The 23667-nt window shown below is 42.9% G+C and carries 19 protein-coding genes; 8 read left to right on the top strand and 11 right to left on the bottom strand.

Going from position 1 to position 23667, the window contains the following annotated elements; all coding sequences use genetic code 11:
- Positions 1-194: 194 nt before the first annotated feature.
- The 6 genes from P2W71_RS13715 to P2W71_RS13690 form a co-directional block, all read right to left on the bottom strand.
- The gene (locus P2W71_RS13715; protein ID WP_276371832.1) at positions 195-1406 is read right to left on the bottom strand and encodes a hypothetical protein; all 1212 of its coding nucleotides are present in this window, start codon (positions 1404-1406) and stop codon (positions 195-197) included.
- A 925-nt stretch (positions 1407-2331) separates the two neighbouring features.
- Positions 2332-4881, bottom strand: coding sequence for a hypothetical protein (locus P2W71_RS13710; protein ID WP_276371831.1), 2550 nt, complete (start codon positions 4879-4881; stop codon positions 2332-2334).
- A gap of 732 nt (positions 4882-5613) precedes the next feature.
- The gene (locus tag P2W71_RS13705; RefSeq protein WP_276371830.1) at positions 5614-6093 is read right to left on the bottom strand and encodes a cupin domain-containing protein; all 480 of its coding nucleotides are present in this window, start codon (positions 6091-6093) and stop codon (positions 5614-5616) included.
- 20 nt (positions 6094-6113) lie between these two features.
- Positions 6114-6590 carry a cyclophilin-like fold protein gene (locus P2W71_RS13700; RefSeq protein ID WP_276371829.1) on the bottom strand — a complete coding sequence of 159 codons (477 nt, stop codon included), beginning with the start codon at positions 6588-6590 and terminating at the stop codon, positions 6114-6116.
- An 8-nt stretch (positions 6591-6598) separates the two neighbouring features.
- A complete protein-coding gene (locus P2W71_RS13695; RefSeq protein ID WP_276371828.1) occupies positions 6599-7693 on the bottom strand; it encodes an NAD(P)-dependent alcohol dehydrogenase in 1095 nt (364 codons plus the stop codon).
- Between the two features lie 386 nt (positions 7694-8079).
- Positions 8080-8304, bottom strand: coding sequence for a hypothetical protein (locus P2W71_RS13690; RefSeq protein ID WP_276371827.1), 225 nt, complete (start codon positions 8302-8304; stop codon positions 8080-8082).
- 176 nt (positions 8305-8480) lie between these two features.
- On the opposite strand from P2W71_RS13690, the gene P2W71_RS13685 reads away from it, so the two are divergent.
- Genes P2W71_RS13685 through P2W71_RS13675 form a run of 3 tightly spaced genes read left to right on the top strand, consistent with a single transcriptional unit; the run spans position 8481 to position 12211 of the window.
- Complete coding sequence (locus tag P2W71_RS13685) at positions 8481-9578, top strand: ATP-binding protein (protein WP_276371826.1); 1098 nt, start codon at positions 8481-8483, stop codon at positions 9576-9578.
- Entirely contained in the window at positions 9571-10254 is a 684-nt protein-coding gene (locus tag P2W71_RS13680) for a response regulator (protein ID WP_276371825.1), read from the top strand. The genes P2W71_RS13685 and P2W71_RS13680 overlap by 8 nt, the downstream gene beginning before the upstream one ends.
- Before the next feature lie 22 nt (positions 10255-10276).
- Positions 10277-12211: a KUP/HAK/KT family potassium transporter gene (locus P2W71_RS13675; RefSeq protein ID WP_276371824.1), complete on the top strand. Its 1935-nt coding sequence runs from the start codon at positions 10277-10279 to the stop codon at positions 12209-12211.
- 1219 nt (positions 12212-13430) lie between these two features.
- Here P2W71_RS13675 and P2W71_RS13670 read toward each other — a convergent pair.
- A complete protein-coding gene (locus P2W71_RS13670; protein WP_276371823.1) occupies positions 13431-13991 on the bottom strand; it encodes a hypothetical protein in 561 nt (186 codons plus the stop codon).
- Positions 13992-14239: 248 nt separating this feature from the next.
- Here P2W71_RS13670 and P2W71_RS13665 point away from each other — a divergent pair, with 248 nt between their 5' ends.
- The 3 genes from P2W71_RS13665 to P2W71_RS13655 all read left to right on the top strand — a co-directional run bounded on the left by P2W71_RS13665 (position 14240) and on the right by P2W71_RS13655 (position 17483).
- The gene (locus tag P2W71_RS13665; protein ID WP_276371822.1) at positions 14240-15364 is read left to right on the top strand and encodes a WYL domain-containing protein; all 1125 of its coding nucleotides are present in this window, start codon (positions 14240-14242) and stop codon (positions 15362-15364) included.
- A gap of 500 nt (positions 15365-15864) precedes the next feature.
- Entirely contained in the window at positions 15865-16020 is a 156-nt protein-coding gene (locus P2W71_RS13660) for a hypothetical protein (protein ID WP_276371821.1), read from the top strand.
- 8 nt (positions 16021-16028) lie between these two features.
- The gene (locus tag P2W71_RS13655) at positions 16029-17483 is read left to right on the top strand and encodes a toll/interleukin-1 receptor domain-containing protein (protein ID WP_276371820.1); all 1455 of its coding nucleotides are present in this window, start codon (positions 16029-16031) and stop codon (positions 17481-17483) included.
- A 167-nt stretch (positions 17484-17650) separates the two neighbouring features.
- Here P2W71_RS13655 and istB read toward each other — a convergent pair whose 3' ends face one another.
- The 3 genes from istB to P2W71_RS13640 all read right to left on the bottom strand — a co-directional run bounded on the left by istB (position 17651) and on the right by P2W71_RS13640 (position 21152).
- A complete protein-coding gene (istB, locus tag P2W71_RS13650; RefSeq protein ID WP_276371819.1) occupies positions 17651-18406 on the bottom strand; it encodes an IS21-like element helper ATPase IstB in 756 nt (251 codons plus the stop codon).
- 186 nt (positions 18407-18592) lie between these two features.
- A complete protein-coding gene (gene istA, locus P2W71_RS13645) occupies positions 18593-20152 on the bottom strand; it encodes an IS21 family transposase (RefSeq protein ID WP_276371818.1) in 1560 nt (519 codons plus the stop codon).
- A 499-nt stretch (positions 20153-20651) separates the two neighbouring features.
- Positions 20652-21152, bottom strand: coding sequence for a hypothetical protein (locus P2W71_RS13640; protein WP_276371817.1), 501 nt, complete (start codon positions 21150-21152; stop codon positions 20652-20654).
- A 96-nt stretch (positions 21153-21248) separates the two neighbouring features.
- Between P2W71_RS13640 and P2W71_RS13635 the strand changes: the two genes are divergently transcribed.
- Positions 21249-21464 carry a hypothetical protein gene (locus P2W71_RS13635; RefSeq protein WP_276371816.1) on the top strand — a complete coding sequence of 72 codons (216 nt, stop codon included), beginning with the start codon at positions 21249-21251 and terminating at the stop codon, positions 21462-21464.
- 68 nt (positions 21465-21532) lie between these two features.
- Here P2W71_RS13635 and P2W71_RS13630 read toward each other — a convergent pair whose 3' ends face one another.
- Positions 21533-22270 carry a hypothetical protein gene (locus tag P2W71_RS13630; protein ID WP_276371815.1) on the bottom strand — a complete coding sequence of 246 codons (738 nt, stop codon included), beginning with the start codon at positions 22268-22270 and terminating at the stop codon, positions 21533-21535.
- A gap of 292 nt (positions 22271-22562) precedes the next feature.
- On the opposite strand from P2W71_RS13630, the gene P2W71_RS13625 reads away from it, so the two are divergent.
- Positions 22563-23525, top strand: coding sequence for a DUF4268 domain-containing protein (locus tag P2W71_RS13625; RefSeq protein WP_276371814.1), 963 nt, complete (start codon positions 22563-22565; stop codon positions 23523-23525).
- Positions 23526-23667: the final 142 nt, after the last annotated feature.

Raw genomic sequence — 23667 nt, 5'->3', positions numbered from 1 at the left:
TTTACATTTTGCGGTTTCATATCCACCCAAAGCTATCGGACGAAAAATGTAAAATTGGTTTCCAGTACTTCAAGGAGCTGAACCAATAGGCTTAACGTTAGCAATTCTCAGAGTCCCGGAGGCCGGTGACTCTGAGGGGGAAGAAAGGATGTTACATTCCTGAAGCTTTGCGGGAAACCGCCTTTATTCCGACGTTAAAATAACCTATAGCCAAAAATGATTGACATTTTCTGATAGTCATTACTCAACGGAATAAAGATGGTCTCATTTGGAGTAGAAATATCTGCCCGGCCGTCAGTGGTTCGAGTGGTGTAATAGCGGGCTTCAACAGAAAATCGTTTGAAGGTTCCACCCAGCCCTGCTGCAGCACAGATGGAAGTTGTCTCCATCCTGTTGGAGCTTTCCTGATAGCTTGATAGATACTCAGTCGGTACGTCGAGTACTGCAGCACCGTTTATAAAAATGCTGGTTTTTTTATTCCGGATGAAATAGTACCGTAGTCCCATCGCCAGTTCAATGGAGGTGTATTTTACAGTGAGTTTCTCATCGACGTGACCTTTCGACGAATAGGATTGGATGGCCGGCTCTAGCAGCAGCGCCCATTCCTTACGATGAAACGGTAACGAAAATTCAAAGTCAGCACCTAATCTCAAACCTGTACCTGGGTCATAATCCTGGTATTTTTTACCTGCAGCATATCCTTCAGCATGGGCAAAGCTAAGACCAGGTGTCAATTTAATATGGAGGATCCCGCGGTCTGTGGCATCAATAGACGATACTTCACTTCCCCAACATTCGTTTTGTTGTTTAAAAAAAGTTATCAGCACACCGATGTTATAGTGGAGACCTTTCAATCTTTCATCCGAAAAACCCCGGCAATTGACCTCATTTTTTAGCTGATTTCTATAGGTGTTATTTGTCGCAATGCGCGGTTCCTGCGTGTTACCTCTAGGAACCCGGTAAAGTTTATGGACAAGTTGTGTAACTGGCCCATCATCAACCCTGAAGAAAAACCTGTCTTCACCCTTTCGTTTGCAGTAAAACAAGTCAGCTTTACTATCCACCAGGACGGATAGGAAGAGCGTGTCGCGCGTCCATTGCGGCGATGAATTTTCTTTGATGCTATCAGGATTGCTTGAAGACTTATCAACCTGCACGTCAAATCGAAGATATCGTGTCTCGCCAATGCCAATTTCCCTTACGGTTCTGATCGAACCCAGCATGGCCTTTCCTTCGGTTAGCTTGTAACTAAATATCTTGGGATCTTGGGACCATTCTTTGTCATTGATATAACATTCCGTTCGTGTTCCTTCATTGTCGATGAAGTAGCCTTTCTGAAAATATTTCTGTGCGGAGGTTGAAAATGAAATGAAAACGGAGAAAAGAGCAATACAAATGCGATACATCAGGTAACGTTTATAAAGTTAATGTAAGGTCAAGTAGCAAAAAGCTTACTATACGACAATCATTGATGTAAATATTGTCGATGAATCACCTTTTCTGTAGCTTGTTTGATATTCATTACATGTTTTAAAAATATCCTTCCTATCGTACCGTAATTGGTGAGATTTTCGATGGAAGATGTAAGGCGCTAAACGCCATGTGCCGGCGAATATTTCTGAATACCTCGGTAAATCTCCTCAAGAGGAGGTGTATGCCAGGCAGTTCGTGCCTCAGGCTCAACGTTACGAGAGCTGCTCCAGCGTGTCCATGTCTATTTTGTTGGGAACAAATACTTAATGCGAACAGATCCGTAATCAATCTAAGGCCGTTGTCGGTTGGTTAGAACCTAATTTAAATAATTCCCCATTCTTTTTACTTGCTGGATTGCTCGTCTGTCACAGGCTCCAGCCATGTTACAATTCCGTTTTCTGTTTTCGGTAAATATACAGTTGGGTAGACTGCTGTTTTCTGTTGCCCCGTGCCAATGCTTTACGGTCGGTGGGCACTTTAGTACCCCCTCAGAGTCACCGGTCTCCGGGACTCTGAGGATTCTGAGCACTACAATCTCTCGGTTGTAGGAAGGACCAGAATGAATTAATTAGAGTTTTACATTTTGCGGTTTCATATCCACCAGAATCTATCGGACGAAAAATGTAAAATTGGTTTCCAGTACTTCAAGGAGTTGAACCAATAGGCTTAACGTTAGCAATTCTCAGAGTCCCGGAGGCCGGTGACTCTGAGGGGGAAGAAATGCATGAAATCATTCAACGCGGCAATAGCCAACCCGGTAGATAAACTCAGGAATGAGTAAACGACCTTCGGTTGTTAGATTTCTGAATCTTTGCGGGCAGGTAGGAGCAGTGCTTTCGCCGTCTTTATGGTTATCTTTCAATCCAGCTTTATCCAGGCATCTCCCTTGCAAGTACTGCAACGTGTCCCGATAGTCTCCGTTTTTGTTTCCCACTCGCGTGTGTACAAATAGATATTCAGACTCTTCTGTTCCCAATCCGACCAGCCTGATGTTGTCTGTTTCGAAAACTCCATCGGATAGCCGTGGCACAACGGACAGACTGCATGCGACTTTTTAACTTTGATATATCCCTGGGAAGAAAGCTCTTCTTCTGTAATGGGAAAAAGCCGACTTACCTGTACCATGCTATTAGTTCCTGGGTAAAGAAGTGAGCGTCTAGCCACTACGTAAGCTTTTCGATCGCAATCGTATCCAAGCACAATCGACGCTGGGTGACTTGCCGATCCAATATTGTCACCCGGGCCATAAGACCTTTTCTTCTCCTCACATGGGAGTGACGCGTACTTGAACGCCGCCGCTTTTTCTGCATTTTCCTTCTCGATGTATGCGGATCTTGGTTCGGACATCAGATATGGAGTGATCTCCCCGGTTTTCACGTCAATGGTAAATGCAGAGGCACCCGGGTCGTTTTCCGTTGCGTTGGGCCGTGTGAAGACCGGCACCGAAGTCCATACCAAAAGCTTATTGATTCCTGGTAAAAATATTACGTGGTTGTCGGTCATCCAACCAGGATAAATTGGTTTTTCATTAATTGTCTTTTTCTGTTTCAGGTCATAAATATAATAGCCTTCGTTAAAGTAAAACGCAATCAGAAAGTTCGATTGAACCTTTGATTCATCTACCCCTGTCAATGGTTTGATTCCGGGTAACACTGTTTCATTTCCAGTGGCATTGTCTACTAAGGTCCAGCGTTTCAAGTCGTATCTAGCCGCATCACTCTCCGGAAGCTGAGTGATAGGAGTATACCTGATTTCGGATGGAGAAGCAGGATCGATTATTCCGATCCGTTCTTTTTCTTTGATGGTGAACACGCCTGGATTTATCCGGGGATCTGCGCCTACTGCATCTCTTTCACCCTTAGTCTTAACCTTGCCTATTGTTTTTCCTGTAGCTGGATCAACGACAATCACATCCTTGTAATTATAGTCGCTTAACAAGGCAGCATTGTCTAGTAATCCCAGTAAAATCCGCTTTGCAAATACAGATGTCTGAACCTCACCTGCATAAAACAACAAAGCCCCATTTGTTTCCAGGGCGATAACTTTTCCCCCAGGACTAATAGAGGCTTTCTGAATATTTCCGGGAACAAGAACTGCCGATTCTGACGCGCCGCGCGCTGAACTTAGTTGGTCACGAAAGGCGGCTATCGGCATGCCTTCCGGGAATGACCAGACAATCACAGAACCGCCATCTCCGTATTTCGAATACACGACAACCTTTCCGTTGTCCGAGTAGCTTGATATCTTGTGTGTGATATAGGGCTCTATAACGTTAACGATAGGCGGCGTCTTCATCGTGCTTAGCTTCTCCAGCGCTTCATTGCCGATTTTCACATTGCGCTCGCGATCTGATACCTCTGCATTCAAATCTTCCTGGGACGGAACATAGGCAACTGAAATCGGGACTTTGATCTCATGCGTTTTGATATCCCGGCCTCCGCCAGCGCTATAGAAGACGCCTTTATCAGGGTCGAAATTAAGGCTGTGCGGGCTTGCGAAACCAGTCCATCGTGTATCAATCCGTTCCAGTTTTTTAAAGTCAGGATATCCAAACGTCAGCGCATGATGAACACTGTATGTCCCATCGTTCTCCCATGCAATACTAAACACATAAAACATCGACAGATCCGACTTAAAAAACACACGGCCGCCGTAGTGTTTAAATACTTCGTTTCCAGTTTTGCGATCTACAAAAGATAGTCCGTCCCGGCCAGAGAATACGATATACTTTTTATCAGGCGTTACGATCGATGCCTCAAAACCGCCAGTTGCGGTAAACTGCATTTTCTCACCCGTTACAAAATTGACCAGGTACTTTTTGTCCTTGGGACCGAATACGACAAGTGTATTGAGTTCGTTAATGAAAGGGCCCGTACTTCCTTCAGAGATCAACTTCATCTTGCCGGTAGTTACCTCCACCTGATAAATTTTTCCGACGGTTTCAGCGAGTGCCGCGAAGGTAGAATCTGCATTGAAATAGATATTAAAACTTGAGGCGCTTAGAACTTTCCGAAATGCCTTTCGCTTGTCCTCGGAGAGCAAATTAAGAAACGCTATCTCAGGGTTAACAACCAGACTCTTACGCCCGAGATCATAAAGGTCATTGTTCCCTTGTATCTGTACACCTGACTCGCGTATTACTCTCACCAACCGCGGGTTGTCTGTTCCGCCCGCAAGAGGATGCATGAACCCAGGGATCTCTTCCACAACTTTGCTCGTCGCGATGTCCCATTTTTTTAGTGTCACACGGTCAGACGTGTACAAATATTTTCGATCTGCAGAAAGTGCAGACGTCAAACCACAATTCCCGTGGTATCCGCCCATCGGATAGCTTTTACAAGGTATGTTTTGCGAGTAGGAAGTGCTTACAATAAAAACGAGAATCAGGATAGCAGGAACTCTGAACATGCGTTAGGATGATTATATGTTAAATGCAACGTCACAATCACGAATAAATAAAGATGCCAACTTCGGGCAATACAAGGAAATTTTGTCGGTGCCGTAAACAAGGGATGGATGTAATGAAAGTTATCGTTGGTGAAGATTTCGATTTGTTTTTTTGTTTTTTGATAAGAAAATTCTCGAAGGCGACCTTTTTAACGGAATGTTGGATTTCCTTTTCGGCTATCAGAATCAATCTTCTGTTGATATTTTCTTATTGTCAGGCATCGTAACTGGATGCTGCATTTCTTTTATTGTACTCGATTTATTTCCCATTAGACGAATCTCCCTGCGCTTAATTTTTTTTTGAATTCAAAACTTATACGCTACCCGAGTGGAAAAATTATTTTGCTAAGGCTGAGGTAAGTTGCTGCTGAAACCGGCAACTTCTGCCAGGCGGGCCGGATTTTAAATTTTTCGCGGAGATTTGTGGCGGTTGTCAGAAATAAGTTGACTCAGACATATAGGGGATCGATTATCGAGAAGAAATTGAAATTCGATTTTTTGATAATGATGGGATGTCGTATAAACAAAGGATATGCCAAGCAGTTCGTGACTCAGGCTCAACATTATAAGAACTGCGCCAGCGTGTGCATGTCTATTTAGTTGGAAACAAATACTTAATGCGAACAGATCCGTAATCAATCTAAGGCCGTTGTCGGTTGGTTAAAACCTAATTTAAATAATTTCCCATTCTTTTTAGTTGCTGGATTTATACTGCTCGTCTGTCACAGGCTCCAGCCATGTTACAATTCCGTTTTCTGTTTTTGGTAAAATATACAGTTGGGTAAGACTGCTGTTTTCCGTTGCCCCGTGCCAATGCTTTACGGTCGGTGGGCACTTGATCACATCACCTTTCCTCATCGTTTGCCTGGGCTGTCCCTCTAGTTGATGATATCCCTCACCATCAAGTACGATAAGAATTTGTCCACTAGGATGCACGTGCCAGTTTGATCGTGCGCTTTTCTCGAAGTACACATTACCGACAAGCGTATTGTACGTTGAATCCGAAGGAACCAAACTGAAGTTATACGCATTCCCGGTAAAATTTTCCTTTGCCCCAGGTTCGCCTTTAGGAAATATCGAATGTTCGTTGATGTCCGCATTTTCAGTACCACATTGCAAAAAGAGCGTGGACAAGCATAATGCTAAGATTGAAACATGCATAGCGTTTTTCATGACATAGTTGTTTAAGCGTATTATTTTACACTGATCGTAACGGTTACGTTCCCTTTCCCTACGGCTGCGGCCAAGCCCGTAGACTCGTTGATTCTTCCAAGCTTCGTGTAGCGATATGAGGTTGAAAAACCTTCGTAAAAAAGTACAAATGTATTCGAGCCGTAAAGCATCAAGTCACCGGTGTTGATTGTTCCAGGGGTCGACTCATTCGTCGGCAGGCTCCTTGAAAGACGAAAGTATTTTTCGTTTCTATTTAACTCCACCATGTTGACCGTTAATGGCAGCAGCGCTTTGAATGCAGCTGTTGTCGGATTATGAAGGAGTGTAGCTGTAAATTCCTTATCGCCGATTTTAAGTAGGAGTGTATCGTTCATCGCGTTAAGATTTTCGATGCTCGCATGTTGCTTGTCATTTGTCGGCATTGGTGTATACTGATCACATGCAGCTCCCATCAGAAAAGGAAAAAAGAACAGGACGACAACACTGGTGCTTTTCACAGTTTACTTTATTTTTTTATAGAAGCCATATCAATGACGAACCGATATTTTACGTCGCCTTTTAATAACCGCGCATAGGCCTCGTTGATCTGTTGTATGTTGATCATTTCAATGTCGGAAACAATATTATGTTTTCCGCAGAACTCCAGCATTTCCTGTGTTTCCGGAATGCCTCCGATCATTGATCCCGCGAAACTTCTTCTCATCGGTATCAGGCTAAAGGGTGCTACCGGGAGTGGATGCTCAGGAGCGCCCACCAGCGTGAGTGAACCATCGACGCGCAAGAGGCTGAGATATTCATTGATGTCGTGCTGTGCGGAAACCGCATCCAATACAAAGTGGAGCTTCCCTGCATAACGCGCCATTTGTTTTTCATCCTTTGACAGCACAACATCATCCGCGCCTAAACGCTTCGCGTCTTCTATTTTGGAGGAAGAGGTAGTGAAAACGATCACCTCTGCACCCATCGCTTTTGCGAGTTTAACACCCATATGACCTAGTCCACCGAGACCAACCACACCAACTTTTTTTCCTTTGCCGACATTCCAATGCTTCAACGGAGAATAGGTGGTTATACCTGCACAAAGTAGCGGTGCTACGGCTGCGAGATCGAGGTTCTCAGGTACGCGCAATACGAAGTCTTCATGCACAACGATACTTTCTGAATAGCCACCGTAGGTTGCTGTCCCGAGATACGGATCGACAGAATTATATGTTTGCACCTGGCCCGCTTCACAATACTGCTCCAAACCGTCATTACAATATTGACATTCCCGACAGCTATCGACAAGACAACCTACTGCACCGACATCACCGACTTTAAATTTCTTTACATGGCTACCCACGCTTACGATTCGCCCCACAATTTCATGGCCGGGCACACACGGGTAAATCGTTCCGTGCCATTCGTTTCGGGCGGTATGAAGATCGGAATGACAAACACCACAGTACAAAATTTCAATTTCCACATCATGTGGTGTTGGCTTTCTCCGTTGAATATTCAGTTGGTTCAGGTCCGCGTTTGCCGCTGCTGTTCCATACGCTTTTACATTTTTCGTAGCAATTTTTGTCGCTCCTTCTGCCGTTGTTTTTACTGCTTCCATCTTAAATTTTTGTTAAACCTTCGACTAATATGGTGATTTATTTTCCTTTTGTGGGTTCTGCCCTTGCTTTACTTTTGACTCAACTTTCAGGTTTTCGTTAAAAAATGTCTCCAACTTATTGAATGGGATGACATCAATTTATCGTATAAATCCACGTGCGCTTCACCAGGCATGATTACCAATGCTTTTGGTTTGGCTGCTGCTTTATAAGATCCTCACTCCGGTCCCCCTCAGAGTCACCGGTCTCCGGGACTCTGAGGATTCTGAGCGCCACAATCTCTCGGTTGTAGCCAAGACCAGAATGAATTATCGTACAGAAAAAATAAACTCGTTATGCTACACGCTTTACATCTTGTATCCCCTCAGAGTCTTAACGTTAGCAGTCCTCAGAGTCCCGTAGACCGGTGACTCTGAGGGGGAAGAAGTCCATTGGCATCCATGTCTGTGATCACCAGGTACGCATCATCGTTATAATATCCAGGTGGTACGTGCATCCTGATCAGCGCTTGATCTGGTCCTTTATCCGCTGAGGGATCATAGCTGAAACAGCTCGTCAACAGGTAAGCGAGCGATAACAAAAAGATTGCTTTCAATACGATATTATTGATCATAAACACAACATTTTAAGGTCTTAAACAACATTCACGGAAGATGGTAACCCAGAGGTTATTTTATGTGCTGCAACGCCATGCTTTTCAATCTTTATAAATTCCTTATACTGGTCTTGAATGATTTAATATTTTCTTTATAAACGTAGGTGTACCTTCGTTTTGTCAAAGGGAAAGAAATGGATCACAGGGCATTGAAAGTTTACTTGTTTCATAAACCTGGCAAGGCAACCCAGTACGTTGTCAGTGTTGGGGGAGTAATCCTTGTAGTATTGCTCGGACTCGCGGTCAGGGATTACGTTGGATACCGTGTTATAGCATTATTACTAATGCTAATGGTTTCAGTAGTTGCCATCTTCCTCGATATCGTACCTGTTCTTGTCGCTGCGTCGCTGAGCGCAGTGCTGTGGAATTTTCTTTTTATTCCACCAAGGTTCACGCTCACGGTAGGAGATGCGGAAGATCGTTTGTTATTCATCATGTATTTTGTGATCGCCTTAATCAATGGTGTTGCTACCTACAAGATCCGAGAGATGCAAAAGGAGATAAGGAGAAAGGAGGCGAGGGCTAATGCCGTAAAGTTTTACAACGCGCTGTTCAATTCGTTATCACACGAGCTCCGAACACCCATCACGACTATCATTGGCGCTGCCGATAATCTTCAGGCATTGAACGGCAAGTTAAAGGCAGAAAATCGCAAAGAGTTAATAAACGAAATCTCCGTGGCGGGACTGCGGCTCAATCAGCAAGTTGAAAATTTGTTGAGTATGTCGAGACTTGAGTCTGGGTTCCTACAAGTGAAAAAAGATTGGGTAGACATGCACGACCTGATTTACAAAACATTAAACCAGCTTGACGTTCCATTGCAAAACTTCCACGTGGCTGTTCACATCCCTGAAAGTTTTCCACTCTGTAAACTCGATTATGGATTGATGGAGCACGTGCTTTTTAACCTGGTCAGCAATGCGGTGAATCATACACCCGAGGATTCAAAGATCACAATTCAAACAGAGATCGAACAGAATGAAATGGTATTGATTGTAGCAGATAACGGACCTGGATTTCCACAAAAGGAGATCGATAAAGTGTTCGATAAGTTTTACCGACTTCAGGGCGCGAAGCCCGGAGGAACGGGACTTGGCCTTTCTATCGCAAGAGGATTTGTAGAAGCACATGGTGGGACGATCACGTTAGGGAATCTTCCTGTTTGTGGTGCCAAGTTTACAATCAGAATTCCAACAGAGTTTTCATATTTAAGCGGACTCAAAAATGAATGACGCCAACATTCTGATAGTTGATGATGAGCCGCAGATCAGGAAGATGCTTTCAATAACCCTGCAGTCAAGCGGATATCGTGTGATAGAAGCGGAGACAGGCAAAGAAGCACTTACACTGGTTGCAAACCATCCGCCTGATCTGATTCTTCTCGACCTCGGGTTGCCTGATCAAAATGGACAGGAGGTGTTACGCCATTTGCGCGAATGGTACTCGAATCCAATCATCATTCTATCTGTCCAGTCCAGTGAGACTGAAATCGTGACTGCGCTCGACAGTGGCGCGAACGACTACTTGGTGAAACCGTTCCGCACGGGTGAATTGCTGGCGAGAATAAGGTCAGCCATCAGAAAAACTTCTGAGCGGGAGAATGCGCATGCAAGCGAGTTCGGAGACCTCACCATTGACTTTGCTTCACGAACAGTAAAAAGAAATAATCAAATCTTAAAGCTGACATCGACCGAATACTCGCTTCTGATTCTTTTCGCAAAGAATGAAGGTAAGGTATTGACACATCAGTATCTTCTTAAGCAGGTGTGGGGACCGACCTACATCAACGAGTCGCAATACCTGCGGGTATTCGTTGCACAGCTAAGAAAGAAAATTGAAATGAACGTAAACAGACCAACACATATCGTAACGGAATCCGGTGTCGGGTACCGATTCCTCAGTAATTAACTAACACTAATATTGATAAAAAATGAAATCGAATAATCATTCGAACAGGATCACTATTGCCTCACTGCTCGTAGCCCTTGGGATTATTTATGGAGATATTGGCACAAGTCCATTGTATGTTCTCAAGGCAATTGTCGGTGAGCGCGAGATAACAGAGACACTCGTGCTTGGCGGAGTTTCCTGCATCTTCTGGACGCTTGTGCTTCAGACGACAGTTAAGTACATCATCATCACGTTGATGGCAGACAACGAAGGGGAAGGCGGAATTTTTTCTCTGTACGCGCTGGTGAGAAGATTCAGGAAAGGCCTCGTGATCCCGACAATACTTGGAGCTACAACATTACTGGCAGATGGAATCATTACACCGCCCATCTCGGTAGCGTCCGCTGTTGAAGGGCTGGAGATAGTGGTTCCGGATCTTCCGACTGTGCCCATTGTAATTATTATTCTCTCTGGTCTTTTCTTCTTCCAACGTTTTGGGACGGCGAAAGTCGGTATCACCTTCGGTCCGGTAATGATGATATGGTTTACGATGTTGCTCGTGATCGGCATTAGTCAAATCATTCACTTTCCTGAGATCATCAAAGCCCTGAGTCCACGTTATGCGTACGAGCTGCTCGTAAATTATCCTCACGGTTTTTGGTTGTTGGGTGCTGTCTTTCTGGCTACTACCGGAGCTGAGGCTCTTTACTCAGATCTAGGCCATTGCGGAAGAAAAAACATCAGGATAACATGGGGGTTTGTAAAAGCAGCATTGATGACAAATTATATGGGACAAGCTGCCTGGCTGATGCATCAAGGAGATCAATTTCTGAGTGGACGAAACCCCTTCTATGAAATGATGCCACATTGGTTTCTGATTCCCGGCATCGTCATCGCTACATGCGCAGCGATCATTGCGTCGCAGGCATTAATCAGCGGATCATATACATTAATTAGCGAAGCCATGAGCCTGAACTTCTGGCCGCGCGTTACTGTGCGGCAGCCAACAGAACTGAAAGGACAGATTTACATTCCGAGTGTGAATATTATCCTTTGGGTGGGATGCGTGCTCATGATCTTATATTTTAAGAGCTCCACGCATATGGAAGCTGCCTACGGATTTTCTATTACTGTCGCGATGATGATGACCACTATTCTGCTTTCATATTTCATGATTTACAGATTGAAGTGGAACATCATCTGGGTTGTGCTGTTTGTCGTGGTGTTTGGAATCATTGAATTTTCTTTCTTCATCACTAACGCAGTCAAGATAAAAGAGCGGTGGATGTTCCTCTTTTTCGAATTGTTCATTTTTACGGTGATGTATGTCTGGTACTATGCGAGGAAAATTAACAACAAGCATGTTCGATTCGTTGAGCTTGGCAAATACACATCGCTCATCAATGAATTGAGTGAAGATGACGCCATCCCCAAGTTTTCAACACACCTGATCTTTTTAACCAAAGCCAATCACCGTGAACAAATCGAAGAAAAGATCATCCTGTCAATTTTTTCAAAGAAACCAAAACGTGCCGATGTCTACTGGTTCTTGCACATTGAACGAACTGATGAGCCTTACACACTAGCATACGATGTATCCGAACTGCTCGACGACAAAGTCATAAAAATTAATATTAAAGTCGGCTTCAGAATTCAGCCGAGATCAGAAATGTTCTTCAAGAAGATCGTGCAACAACTGGTAGCGAACAAAGAATTAAATCTTCATGTTCGTCCGGACGGCTCGACAAAGTACAATCCCGAGCCTGACTTCAAGTTTGTCGTGATCGAGAAATTTATCTCGGTGGAAAACGAATTTTCATTGAAGGAAGGCTTGATGTTGAACAGCTACTTCTTTCTAAAATCCCTGAGCTTAAATGATGAGCGCGCTTTTGGACTAGACAAGAGTGATGTGGTAGTGGAGTACATTCCGCTGGTGTATAACAAGAATCAGAAGTGGGAGTTGAAGCGAGTTTAGGAGTCTGAGGACTGATGGCGCCACCGCACGATTAAATGATTCTTTCTTCCTTCGTCAAGTGGTGCATTTATCCCCTGTACGATTTTGCCCACCGCAAAGTGATTCTAGCGAGCAGATTACGTAGTACCCCCTCAGAGTCACCGGTCTCCGGGACTTTGAGGATTCTGAGCACCTCAATCTCTCGGTTGTAGCAAAGACCAGAATGAATTAACTATCCATTTTGTATTTTACTCGGTAGCCATCGGGTTAGCGTTTTACATTTTGCGGTTTAATTTCCACCCGATGGCTATGGGGTGTAGAATGTAAAATTGTTTACAGTACTTCAAGGAGTTAGTACCCCCTCAGAGTCACCGGTCTCCGGGACTCTGAGGATTTTGAGCACTACAATCTCTCGGTTGTAGCAAAGACCAGAATGAATTAACTATCCATTTTGTATTTTATACCCGATAGCTATCGGGTTAGCGTTTTACATTTAGCGGTTTAATTTCCACCTGATAGCTATGGGGTGTAGAATGTAAAAATTGTTTCCAGTACTTCAAGGAGTTAGTACCCCCTCAGGGTCACCGGTCTCCGGGACTCTGAGGATTCTGAGCACCACAATCTCTCGTTTGTAGCAAAGACCAGAATGAATTAACTATCCATTTTGTATTTTACACCCGATAGCCATCGGGTTAGCGTTTTACATTTTGCGGTTTAATTTCCACCTGATAGCTATGGGGTGTAGAATGTAAAATTGTTTACAGTACTCCAAGGAGTTAGTACCCCCTCAGAGTCACCGGTCTCCGGGACTCTGAGGATTTTGAGCACTACAATCTCTCGGTTGTAGCAAAGAGTCCCGAGGACCGGTGAATCGAGGGGGAAGGACATTCAAGTGCAGGCTTCTATGAATTGGGTAACCGTGGAAATTTTGATGTTGTTCATTATAAGGAGTTGAACAGGTAGGGTTCACGTTGGTCCTTAGCGTCACAGAACTCCTCAGAGTCCCGGAGGCCGGTGACTCTGAGAGGGAGGTAAGGCCGGTGACTCTGAGGGGGAAGAAGTCCGCAGGTATTCATAACAAAAAAAAGCGTCCCGCAACTTCAGGCGGGACGCAAAGTCATATTGACTCATAGGTTGTTTTTGATTTAATGGTGATACGTTATTTGTCCTTCTTTTTCTTCATGCAGTTTTTGTTTAAAGTTTAATAATAATTTCCCGTTTTACGTCGACAACAGACGGTTTACAATACCTGATCAACAGTCGACTCTTTTCCTTGCCTGTCGCGGGCAACAAGCACAAGGCGTGATCCGCGTACCTGTGGATTAGGGGTGGTAGCGGTATACCGCCACTTGAGTTCAAACGGTACAGCCTTGCCCGTTTCAATCACCGCGCCTGTTGCGCTAAGGATAGTCACCGTCAGGTCAACGATCTTGAATTTTACTTTTCCAATGATCGTGATCAAATCACCAGCGTTGCCGTTGTATTCGCCAGCGAATGCGTTGCCAATCTCCGGCATGGTGAGGTAATCCGTTACCGCTGCGAGATAGGCGCTCTTTAATCCCTGGAGATCGGCCATCACTTTGTAGTCCAGACTTCGCTGCGGATGTGCAATCGCACTGGAGGCATACATGGATGCGCTGTTGAAGCGCGCCCGCGCTGCCAGTTGACTTTCCGTTGGCGGCTTGCTACTAACCGAACGCCTTGAAAAGATTGTCTGCTTGTCAACCTTACGAAATACCAGGTCTTCATTGTACTTACCACGAAACCCTTTCGTGATAATGTTTTCATCGATTTTTCCCATAATTTTTTAAGTGTTTAAGTGTTTAAGTTTTACCACCTGCAGTGTGATGACACAAAACTATGGCGTCACTCCGCCAGCTAGTGTCGGAGTGAAAATAAAGGGAGAGATATTGATAAATATTTTTTAACTCGTTGAGTTACAGTGAGATTTTTTTTCTGTGGGGAGGGAGGTGCTGATAGTGCCGGATGGAAGATGTAAGGCTGTGTGCGAACACGACGCTGTTTTGTTGCATCAATGGAAAATCACGTTTGAAATTTTACACGAAGCGAACTATCTTGAATGATAAAGTTTACATCGGGTCATTATCCGGAAGTTACCTTGATGTTTATGCTTTTAGCCTTTACACTTTACCTATGCCTGTTGGAAAGCAACCGTTCATGCGCTACAAAATCATTAACGCATGTCTCACTAATAAACAGAAACCTTATCCTTCACTAGAGGAAATCAAATCAACGCTCGCCACACACGACATCGTGGTCGACACCCGGTCCATTGAAAGAGACCTGGAGGCCATGCGTCACGACCGGCGATTAGGCTATAATGCACCCATCGCTTTTTGTCGCAGGAACAGAGGCTATCATTACACCGACGCTGACTACACCATCGACAACCTTCCGTTGACGCCCGGAGAAATCGAGGCCTTTGCCCTGATTGTAGAATCCTTAAAAAGCTTTCGCGGTGCAGCGGTGTTTAACAGCGTAGCCGGTATCTTCGACAAGCTCGATAAAGTAGTCATGCATCAGGCGAGGCGGGAGAGGAGGGACCCACAACATCCTGTAGCCGATTTTGAAAAAGTGCCGTACGTCAAAGGCATTGAGCATTTCGATAAGCTCTACCACGCCACAACGCGCAAGCAACCTGTACTGGTGACCTACCGGAAATTTAACCAACCTGTTCGCGACCATGTCTTCCATCCCTACTTGCTAAAGGAATATAGATTCCTGTGGTATGTATTAGGCTATAGCGAACGCAGCAAAAAGATTATCATCCTGGCGCTGGACCGCATCGAGACCATCTCGAACAAAAAGGTACCTTTCAAAGACAACACTGGCATCGACCTGCAGAAATACTTTGATCACACCATCGGCGTCACCTTGCGGCCTGGAGGTGTGAAAGAAGTGCAGTTGTGGTGTTCCGTATCGCAAGGCCACTATTTTAAAACACAACCCTTGCACCCCACGCAGCAAATCGTACGCGATGATGAAGCCGGCCTAGTCCTCAGCCTGCAACTCATTCCCAACTACGAACTGCTACAAACCCTGCTCGCCTTTGGCGCGGAAGTAAAAGTGCTGAAGCCGCTTTCTCTCCAGCAAGAAGTAAAAGAAATGATCAGCCGCAGTACGAAGCTTTATTCGGTTGAGTCTGATGTGTAGCAGGTTCACTTCGAAATTCGGTTTTCGGTGTTCGATATTCGGTGTTCACTTCGTTTCTGGGGAGTTGAACATCGAATCATGAATTTTCGAATATTGAACACCGATCGGAAGTTCCTTCGAAATTTATTTTATATACTGTAACACACCTGGAATACAAACACACTACGCTATAGCAAGCCCCTTCGACATTCGGTGTTCGGTGTTCGTTATTCGGTGTTCAATTCAAGGCATGAACACAACGAACTGCATATCCCGAGCGTGTGCCCAGAGAGTGCCTGGCGAGTGCCATGCGAAACGATGCCTGGCATGAAGGCTGCTATGAACCACATCTGAACAACATCTATACAACATCTGAACACCATGCATCTCCATCGCATGCCGGATGCATGAACAATGCATCAACGATGATACATGAATGATACCTGGATGCATGTTTATCGCTAGGCACTCGGTAGGCACTCTATAGGTAGTCGGAGGGATGGGCATACAGAACTATGTGAATGCGCCAGATATTGCTGGGTTTACTGATTGCCCGTGTCTATCAGTATATTGGTGTTGATAAAACTATTATTGACAAGAGATTGCAGAACAGATTTCATTTCGGAGATCCCCAGCAAAAGAATAAATTAGGTCAGGTAATTCGTAAACGTAAATAAAACTTAAGATGTCTCAAGTACCTCAAACACCACCAAAAGTATTCATCTCTTATAGCTGGAGCAATCAAGACCATATTAACTGGGTCATTAATCTTGCCAAGCGTCTCCGGTCTGATTTTGTCGAGGTCATAATCGACAAATGGCATCTCAAAGAAGGGCACGACAAATATCATTTCATGGAGCAGATGGTAAACGACCCTACTATTTTTCGAGTACTTATGATATTAGATCAACAATATGCTGAAAAAGCAAATGAACGAAGAGGTGGTGCCGGAACGGAAACACAAATCATCAGTGCCGAAATATATAATAAGATAAGGCAGGAAAAATTTATACCGATCATTGCACAACGAGACGATGAGGGTAACCCATTCATTCCTACCTATCTAAAAACAATCATTTATAGAGATTTGTCAAGCGACGAAACATTCGAAGATGAATACGATGAAATTCTGAGGAATATTTTTCAGCAACCAACTTATGTAATGCCTCAACTTGGGAAGCCACCGGCTCATTTATTTGAAGAATTACCAAATGATTTTCGCACCAGTGCAATACTTCGAAAAATAGATACGGTCACATCCAAGAATCCTTCTATGCTTGGTGTTCTTACGCGTGATTTTCTAGAAGAATTATATTCTCTTCTGTCTAACTCGGGAATAATTGAGAAACCCTCAAAGATATATATGGAGTTAGGAAAGCAACTTTATGATAACATTCAAGTATGTTTGCCACTTCGCGACGATTACATTAAGCTTGTCGATTATATTTCAAAGTCACCTGTAGCAATTGACTTCGATATTATCGCAGGATTCTTTGAGAAACTTACTCTCCTGAAAGACTCTCAAGATGGTTGCGGAAGCTCGTTTGCTGAAGCGTTCTCCAACTTCGTCTTCATGTATCAAGAACTTTTTCTCTACACGGTAGCCATTGCTCTTAAAAATGAAAATTACATTTTACTTGGAGACTTGTTCCATTCGAAGTATTTTTTTCAAGACAAATATGAAAGAGAAGCTCAGCCACAGCCGTTCACAGAATTGAATAGGCCAATTAGCGCTTTCGATGCATACATACGAAAAACATTTAATAGCAACTTTATATCGCCAAGGGCGGAAATAATAATTCGAAGGCTGCATCCGAACGTATCAAGAGTTACGTTAGTAACCGCCGACTTGCTATGCCACTATATTGCAAGTCTTTCCGGGCATCATTGGTTTCCATGGACATACATTTATCTTGAAAGAAGCCGGATCGCTTTATTTGACCGATTAATCTCGAAGAGATACTTTGATAAAGTTAAGCCAGTATTCAACGTTTCGACCATAGATGAATTGAAGGCCAAACTTTCTGAGTTAAGCTCAAGACCATCAGAGCAACGATCCTACGGTTACTCAGGGGCATGGAATAGTGTAGTTCCACTAACAAGACTAATTAATGTTGAAGGGATTGCCAAAGAAAGGTAAGCTCATGTGAAAGCCAAAATATTACTTCTAATGAAAGATTTAATCCCGCTGCTTATTTATTTAATGTCTATATGTAATCGGTAAACAACAATGTGCAATTATTGGCAATTAGGATTGTCCAGTTTTTGGCAACAAGGTTGTCCAGTTTGGAGGTTTAAAGGAAGGGATTAATTGGCAGATTCAAAAATAGTTTTGCGGTTGTTTATCCGATAACTTTTGCCGGATAGATTAACGACCTCACACCTAAACAGGAGCCTGTCCAGTAGGGCAGTTGCGAGCACTTCATCGTCAAGGGTTTTAGCCCAGTCAGCGGGCATTTTATTGGTGGTGATGATAAAGGAGGTGTTTTCATAAACCTGGTTGACAAAGTTAAAGAAGCTCACTGCTAGATTTTTTTCCATCGGGAAGAGCATGATATCATCAATGACAATCAGATTTGCTTTAGCGAGTCGTCTATGTTCATTCATGGCAGTCCGGGTAACATCCTTGAGTTTAAGCATGTTGATAATTTCCTCCATTGTTCTGAAGTAGGCCTTGAAGCCTCGGGCTGTGGCATCTGCACAAAGACCTGCAGCTAAAAACGTTTTCCCTGTTCCTGATGGACCCATAAGCATAAGGTTGTATATCTGATCTACCCATGCCAGGTCGCGCAATTGATTAAACTGCGTTCTGCTCAATCCATTTTCCACGCCATGGTTATATGCATCCAGGTTGCTGTTGAGCGGAAGTTGTGCAGCTTTCAACCTGCGTTTAAATTCATTTTGCTGTCGATGATGCGTCTCAGCTTCAAACAGGCTGATGATAAAATCCAGGTAGGATTTATTCTGCTGTTGCGCAGCGATTACAAGCTGATCGATGTTTGTGCTGACACCGGTAATCTTAAATTGGTGACAGTAATTTTTGATTTGTTGGTTGTGTTCCATAGGTTTTATTTGTTTGTAAAAATTAGTTTTGTGTTTCCTTAACGGCGCCATGCTGATGGATATACCTTGATCACGATGAGCAGTTGGCTTGTATCATCCCGATAAAAGCGAAAAGCATTTGGGTTGCTTACGAACTTTTCAGGCGTTGCTGATTTGCTTTTCCCTTTTACCGGGACGTGAACCTTTTTACTTTGATGTTTTCTTGATAATATTCTGATAGTCGGCTATCGAGCTCTTCTCAGGTTCAATGATGGCACTTGTTAAATGGTTACCTGAGAGTGGATTTAGAGGAACCACTTTCTGATCATTATTAGTACTGGTACGGTGATGCTGTTTTATAATGGCATCAAAATCAACTGCGCTTGCGATTTTGTTAATACGACAGTATTGAATGGTCCGGGTAATTAAGTTAGTGTCATTAGCTTGAATCGTTTTTCGGATCATGAGCAACTGATCTCTTACGTAGCGGGGTTTTGCTGCATAGATTGTTTTAAGCCATTCTATGGCCTGATCAGGAACTTGCGTGAGCATGGATATGCCCTGAATCAACTCTTCAATGGCCGTTGTCCTATCGCGTTTATGGTGGGTATTGATAATTTTAAGTCCTTTACCCAATGCCAGTCTGTGCATGCAGATAGCCTCTCCGGTAGATGATGAGATTTGCAATGTATCATTTAAAATCGTTACGGAGACTTGTGTTCCTCTGCCCGCATAGGTGCCAAGCGGAAGTGAATAAAGATTACTCTTGAATGAGATGGTGTTATCTTTCCGGACGGTATACAGCACTGTTTCTGGTTTTTTTGGAAGATCGGTATGCGTTTTCAGAAATGCCTTTTCTATTACCCATTCACTATGCGGAACTTTCTGAGTGAAGCTGTGCGGGATCATATTGGCAGTTCTGCCTAACCACCCCAATGCTTCCTCATTGAGTGTCTCTATGTTGTAGTAGGTGCGGTTGTAGAGGAAGTTTTGCTTGACATACTTCACAACGTTTTCAACCTTACCTTTACTTTGAGGATCAGACTTACGACAGAAGTGCAACCTGAACGACTTATCGCGGATGTAGCTTCGGAATAAATCGGTGAGAATAATATCTCCACTGTTTTCGGTGACGATGAAGACTTTGTCCTGATCGTAAACAATTTCATCGGGCACACCGTGGATGTAGCTGAAGGCAAGTTCATGAGCTTGTATAGCCAGATCAGTAGTAAAATACCGATCGGTGAACCACAAGTACTTATAACGCGAGCGGGACAGCACGAAGGTGAAGAAGAAAACTTTTACGCGTTTTCCTGTCGAGGCTCGCATATTATATTGTCCGAAGTCAACCTGAGCTTGCTGGCCATAAGGTAATTCTTCAACTACCTGGTGCTGACGTTTTACCGATAGCTTCGGAATATTGTATTTGTTTCTGACCCAGTGCACGAAGTTGAATATGGTTTTGGAATTAACGCTAGGAAACGAGTGGTGATGTTCCTTCAACCAATCGTGCATCTGCGCAGCCGATGTTTCAGGATAAAGCCTAAGGCGTTCTCTTACAAATTCTTCGTAAGGATCCAGTTCTTTCCTTCGTTCACTTTGTTTGATCAGCAGGGCCTCGTAATCCGCTTCGCTCATGGAGAGATAGTTGCGGATTGTGTTCCGGTGAAGCCCTAATAAGTCGTTGATTTTTGAGATAGAATACCCCTCGCGGTGCATTCGGTGTACTTCATGATACATGATCCATTTGGCTAAGTGTGCATTCATTTTAATTCGCTGGTTTTAAACCTGCGAATCTCCATTACCTGGACACTATTGTTGCCATTTTCTGTACACTCTTATTTGCCAAAAACTGGACAATGTTATTTACCAGTTACAGTCTATACTAAGTTTCACCTACGAATCACACGACGCGTGATTACTTCATTTGACTTACTGGTGAGCGTTTAGGTGAGTTTGATTTTTCGCTTCTGTTTCTTCTTGTAAATGAATCGTTAGAAAATATTTACGATCTCTGCCAGGGCTACAGATTTTTTCTTTTTTAAAAAATGCCAATTATTTACGAGAAAAATTCTTCTTTTTGTGGATGCAGTTACGGACATATTGGCTCTTTGCACTCACTTAAATAATAAGGCAGTTCTAATCCCAGCGGGATTACAAAGTATTTACAAAAAATGACTCTAGGACACCCCCGGAGGCATTTTTCATTTAACAGATACACGCTCCCGAACTTGTATCTCCCGAATCAGTATAGACTACCTTGAGTCTATTGTGGTGTCTCCTCAACCCATATGGCGTACGGAGTAACGGAGTCCAAAGCTTCTAGATGTTTCAATCTTTTCCCCCATTCGCTGTCAACCCAAGATGCAATGCGACCTTCTCCGTCCATGATTTTATATACTGTTATCCAATGGTATTGTCCTTTTATTTTTTGAATAAACATGAATGCCGTTCTCACTTTGTTATTGTAGAGTGAATCACTAAATCCGTAAGATCTTTGTGTTCCTCCGGCTGGTATCTGAACATAAATAAGTTCTTCGGAGCGAAAGTAGTGGTAATGGTCGCTCCAATAAAAAGGAATCGTTTTCTTTTCGCCTCTAATTGTCACTTCACAAATTAAAGTGTGTCCGTTATCTTCAATTACGAAACATTCCAGCATCATTTGATTTTTAAATATTTCAAAGATAGGCAGAAATAGCCAGCTTGGATTTTTTGAAACACCTTGTGATATTTGCAACCAGAATTCTGTTCCGATAGGACATGTCATGCAACTCTCTGCATGACGCTATAGACGGCCCTAATTCATATCGCACATAACTGTTGTAAGAGTTTTCAGGGTTCAGTTTTCCGCGATGTGCGCCATATGAGTAAAACAAGTGAAGTATCTGAATTCTTCCAGGAAGAAAACAGATTACAAGCCGCGAGAACCTCTGATGACCTTTTTGATCAGTCGCCGTTTGAACCAGCCTTCGTCTGTCATGGAGTTGAAGTTCCTTTGAGAAATCCGTATGGCCAGGAGAGAATATTTGATATTCAGATGATGTTTCGAATTCATCGTATTTCCATTGTATTCCGATAAGATGCGTTATTTTTATCCGTTTCAAAAGGGTGATCACGAAGTCATACGCAATCCTGGGGGTTTTAAAATTATTTAACGTCGGCCTCTTGACTAGCTTCAGGAAACACTCCACGAAACATCTTGTTCAAAAAAGATTCCATATCCGCCAAATCAGGAGGTGATTTAAAGATTTCTAATCTTGCTTTTATTTTTTTAGCAGTTTTGCGATCTATTTTTTGTGTCAACTCAAGTATAATGTAGTCGATATCAGATATTGTCTCATTGACAAGATTTGGTTCTATTTTATTAAAGGCATTTTTGAACTCCTCAACATCGCTTACATTGTTTGTTAGTTCCCCTACAATTGGATGAGACTGGACATAAATGCTTTTAAGCGCCTCTCGGATGTTTTGCTTTCCATGAAGGCGGAAAGCAAGGGTAGGATCAATTTCTGCTAACGTATCTATACACTCATTGAGTTTGCTATTCAAATTTTTTAAGTCACTGTCATTGAACAATGGATTATGGCTAGCTACTTGTTTAATGTATTTGTTTAGAAGCTCTCCAATATTAAAATTGTCATACTGATCAGAAAGGCGACTGAATTTCTTTTTAAAGATGGCAATAAACGCGGCTATCTCGGCGTCGTGTGTAAATAAAAAACCAAGACCGTGTCTAACTTCAAGTAGATAGAATATAGTTCGTTTGATTTTTCTTCTATCTTCGCGATTAACTTTGTTGCGCTCACCCCACTGGGTTAATAACCAGCCAATAAACACCCCGAATAAAGGTAGTGTACCAGTGAATAGTTTTGTGATTTCTTCCATTCACAATTGCATTTTATTTAGATGAATTTCAGAAAAAAGTTGTAAGATCCAAATGCCATGATCAATAAGCGTCAATTTATAGTCTCGATGATCAATGATTTCAGAAACTTCAGGCAACCGTTTTATTTCATCAATTGACAGTTCTTTGTCCGACTTGATAAGATAGGTATTTGATTGAGGTTCTGACCATAGTACACAATTATTAGACAAATATTAATTGCTTTTCTTTTAAAGTAAATCAGGTTTTCCTGACAATATCCGTAGATTGTAAGTCTTAACAATTTTAACTGTTATGGAGTTAGGCGAATTAAGAGCTGTTTCAGCTAGACAAAAATGGACAAGCGAAGCTAGGGAATTTACACCTTGGCTATTCCAAAATATTGAACAACTAAACGAGGCAATAGGCGTTGAATTAGAGGTAGAAAACATGGAGGTGGCTTGTGGCCCTTATGCGGCAGATATACTGGCAAAGGATACAGGCACAGGAAAATACGTTGTAATCGAAAATCAGCTTGAAAGAACTGATCACGATCATCTAGGTAAAGCACTAACATATGTATCAGTGCTGGATGCTTCAACAATAGTTTGGATTGCAACTGAATTCACAGAAGAGCACATTAAAGCGCTGGATTGGTTAAATGATCACACTACTGAGGACATTTCATTTTACGGAGTTCAAATAGAGTTGTGGCAAATCGATGATAGCAAACCAGCTCTGAAATTCCAAGTGCTTAGTAAACCTAATGAAGCAGTTCGCCAAGCCGCTCGAACCAAATCAAGCGAAGAGTTATCAGACAGTAAAAAATTTCAGTTTGATTTTTGGACAAAGTTGCGCGCTAAACTTGAAAAGACAAAAAGAATCCCATCATTGCAATCTCCGGCACCTCAATATTGGTATAACATCGCGTTAGGAAGAGCGCACTGCCATTTATCCATTACTTGTAATACGGATCAAAATACAGTTGGTGTTCGGGTTTATATCGGTAATAAAGTTGTGGATACGATATTGCCGTACTTGGAAACCAAAAAAGAGGAAATCGAAAAAATGATTGGCCAAAAATTATTATGGAATCCAAATCCCCAAAACAGAGATAAAATAATTGTTCTGCATCATGTGACAGATTTCGACAATGAAAAAAAGATCGAAGAAGCGTTAGATTGGCTTGTAGAATATACTATCAGATTTCAAGACGCATTTAGGAAAGCATTGCTGCAAATGAATGGTCAAATGAATAGTTCGCTAACGTCTAAATGAGTTCGTTATGTTAATGTGAAGTAGTTTCGACTTAATCTGACAGTTGGGTTAACTTAGAAGTGCAAACTATCAAAAGTTGAACCCTTTAAACTGTCAGAAAAATGAGAACAGAAACGAAGTTAATCAAAACGAAATTAGGTCT

It is taken from the genome of Chryseolinea sp. H1M3-3, assembly GCF_029360725.1.
Taxonomy (GTDB): Bacteria; Bacteroidota; Bacteroidia; order Cytophagales; family Cyclobacteriaceae; genus Chryseolinea.
The sequence above is the reverse complement of the archived record's forward strand: the minus strand, read 5'-3'. Positions and strand labels throughout refer to the sequence as shown.

Coding starts and splice junctions, on each gene's coding strand:
- P2W71_RS13715 (WP_276371832.1), bottom strand. CDS start 1,406: ATGTATCGCATTTGTATTGCTCTTTTCTCCGTTTTCATTTCATTTTCA.
- P2W71_RS13710 (WP_276371831.1), bottom strand. CDS start 4,881: ATGTTCAGAGTTCCTGCTATCCTGATTCTCGTTTTTATTGTAAGCACT.
- P2W71_RS13705 (WP_276371830.1), bottom strand. CDS start 6,093: ATGAAAAACGCTATGCATGTTTCAATCTTAGCATTATGCTTGTCCACG.
- P2W71_RS13695 (WP_276371828.1), bottom strand. CDS start 7,693: ATGGAAGCAGTAAAAACAACGGCAGAAGGAGCGACAAAAATTGCTACG.
- P2W71_RS13690 (WP_276371827.1), bottom strand. CDS start 8,304: ATGATCAATAATATCGTATTGAAAGCAATCTTTTTGTTATCGCTCGCT.
- P2W71_RS13685 (WP_276371826.1), top strand. CDS start 8,481: ATGGATCACAGGGCATTGAAAGTTTACTTGTTTCATAAACCTGGCAAG.
- P2W71_RS13680 (WP_276371825.1), top strand. CDS start 9,571: ATGAATGACGCCAACATTCTGATAGTTGATGATGAGCCGCAGATCAGG.
- P2W71_RS13675 (WP_276371824.1), top strand. CDS start 10,277: ATGAAATCGAATAATCATTCGAACAGGATCACTATTGCCTCACTGCTC.
- P2W71_RS13670 (WP_276371823.1), bottom strand. CDS start 13,991: ATGGGAAAAATCGATGAAAACATTATCACGAAAGGGTTTCGTGGTAAG.
- P2W71_RS13660 (WP_276371821.1), top strand. CDS start 15,865: ATGCGCCAGATATTGCTGGGTTTACTGATTGCCCGTGTCTATCAGTAT.
- P2W71_RS13655 (WP_276371820.1), top strand. CDS start 16,029: ATGTCTCAAGTACCTCAAACACCACCAAAAGTATTCATCTCTTATAGC.
- istB (WP_276371819.1), bottom strand. CDS start 18,406: ATGGAACACAACCAACAAATCAAAAATTACTGTCACCAATTTAAGATT.
- istA (WP_276371818.1), bottom strand. CDS start 20,152: ATGAATGCACACTTAGCCAAATGGATCATGTATCATGAAGTACACCGA.
- P2W71_RS13640 (WP_276371817.1), bottom strand. CDS start 21,152: ATGACATGTCCTATCGGAACAGAATTCTGGTTGCAAATATCACAAGGT.
- P2W71_RS13635 (WP_276371816.1), top strand. CDS start 21,249: ATGAGTAAAACAAGTGAAGTATCTGAATTCTTCCAGGAAGAAAACAGA.
- P2W71_RS13630 (WP_276371815.1), bottom strand. CDS start 22,270: ATGGAAGAAATCACAAAACTATTCACTGGTACACTACCTTTATTCGGG.
- P2W71_RS13625 (WP_276371814.1), top strand. CDS start 22,563: ATGGAGTTAGGCGAATTAAGAGCTGTTTCAGCTAGACAAAAATGGACA.